The following is a 1542-nucleotide window of genomic DNA, read 5'->3' as shown; positions in this document are numbered from 1 at the left end:
GCATCTCGTGACTGCGTGCCTTTTGAAGAATGAGCCTGCGAGTTTGCGGTGTGTTGCGAGGTTAACCCGGGTGGGGTAGCCGTAGCGAAAGCGAGTCCGAACAGGGCGGTTCAGTAGCACGCTCAAGACCCGAAGCGGAGTGATCTAGCCATGGGCAGGTTGAAGCGGAGGTAAGACTTCGTGGAGGACCGAACCCACCAGGGTTGAAAACCTGGGGGATGACCTGTGGTTAGGGGTGAAAGGCCAATCAAACTCCGTGATAGCTGGTTCTCCCCGAAATGCATTTAGGTGCAGCGTCGTGTGTTTCTTGCCGGAGGTAGAGCACTGGATAGGCGATGGGCCCTACCGGGTTACTGACCTTAGCCAAACTCCGAATGCCGGTAAGTGAGAGCGCGGCAGTGAGACTGTGGGGGATAAGCTCCATGGTCGAGAGGGAAACAGCCCAGAGCATCGACTAAGGCCCCTAAGCGTACGCTAAGTGGGAAAGGATGTGGAGTCGCAGAGACAACCAGGAGGTTGGCTTAGAAGCAGCCACCCTTGAAAGAGTGCGTAATAGCTCACTGGTCTAGTGATTCCGCGCCGACAATGTAGCGGGGCTCAAGCGTACCGCCGAAGTCGTGTCATTGCAGCAATAGGGCCAACGCCTGCTGTGATGGGTAGGGGAGCGTCGTGTGCCGGGTGAAGCAGCGCCGGAAGGCAGTTGTGGACGGTTCACGAGTGAGAATGCAGGCATGAGTAGCGATTCACACGTGAGAAACGTGTGCGCCGATTGACTAAGGGTTCCTGGGTCAAGCTGATCTGCCCAGGGTAAGTCGGGACCTAAGGCGAGGCCGACAGGCGTAGTCGATGGATAACCGGTTGATATTCCGGTACCCGCTGTGAAGCGTCAAACATTGAACCAGGCGATGCTAAGTCCGTGAAGCCGCCCTGGAGCCTTCGGGCGAAGGGGAGTGGTGGAGCCGACGGACCAGACCTGTAGTAGGTGAGTGATGGGGTGACGCAGGAAGGTAGTCCAGCCCGGGCGGTGGTTGTCCCGGGGTAAGGGTGTAGGCCGTGCGATAGGCAAATCCGTCGCACTTGTGGCTGAGACCTGATGCCGAGCCGATTGTGGTGAAGTGGATGATCCTATGCTGTCGAGAAAAGCCTCTAGCGAGTTTCATGGCGGCCCGTACCCTAAACCGACTCAGGTGGTCAGGTAGAGAATACCGAGGCGTTCGGGTGAACTATGGTTAAGGAACTCGGCAAAATGCCCCCGTAACTTCGGGAGAAGGGGGGCCATGCCTGGTGATGGGCTTTACGCCTTGAGCTGGGGGTGGCCGCAGAGACCAGCGAGAAGCGACTGTTTACTAAAAACACAGGTCCGTGCGAAGCCGTAAGGCGATGTATACGGACTGACGCCTGCCCGGTGCTGGAACGTTAAGGGGACCGGTTAGCTTGGATTCGTCCAGGCGAAGCTGAGAACTTAAGCGCCAGTAAACGGCGGTGGTAACTATAACCATCCTAAGGTAGCGAAATTCCTTGTCGGGTAAGTTCCGACCTGCA

Annotated in this window: 1 rRNA gene (only partly in view); it reads left to right on the top strand. The window is 57.3% G+C overall.

Annotated features, from left to right (window positions below):
* Positions 1 to 1542, top strand: a 23S ribosomal RNA gene (locus tag AB0N07_RS03185) (its annotated part extends 373 nt beyond the left edge of the window); the annotation flags it as partial.

Source organism: Streptomyces sp. NPDC051172, assembly GCF_040682555.1.
GTDB lineage: Bacteria > Actinomycetota > Actinomycetes > Streptomycetales > Streptomycetaceae > Streptomyces.
Note: the sequence above shows the minus strand (reverse complement) of the source record. Positions and strands in the feature narration are given on the sequence as shown.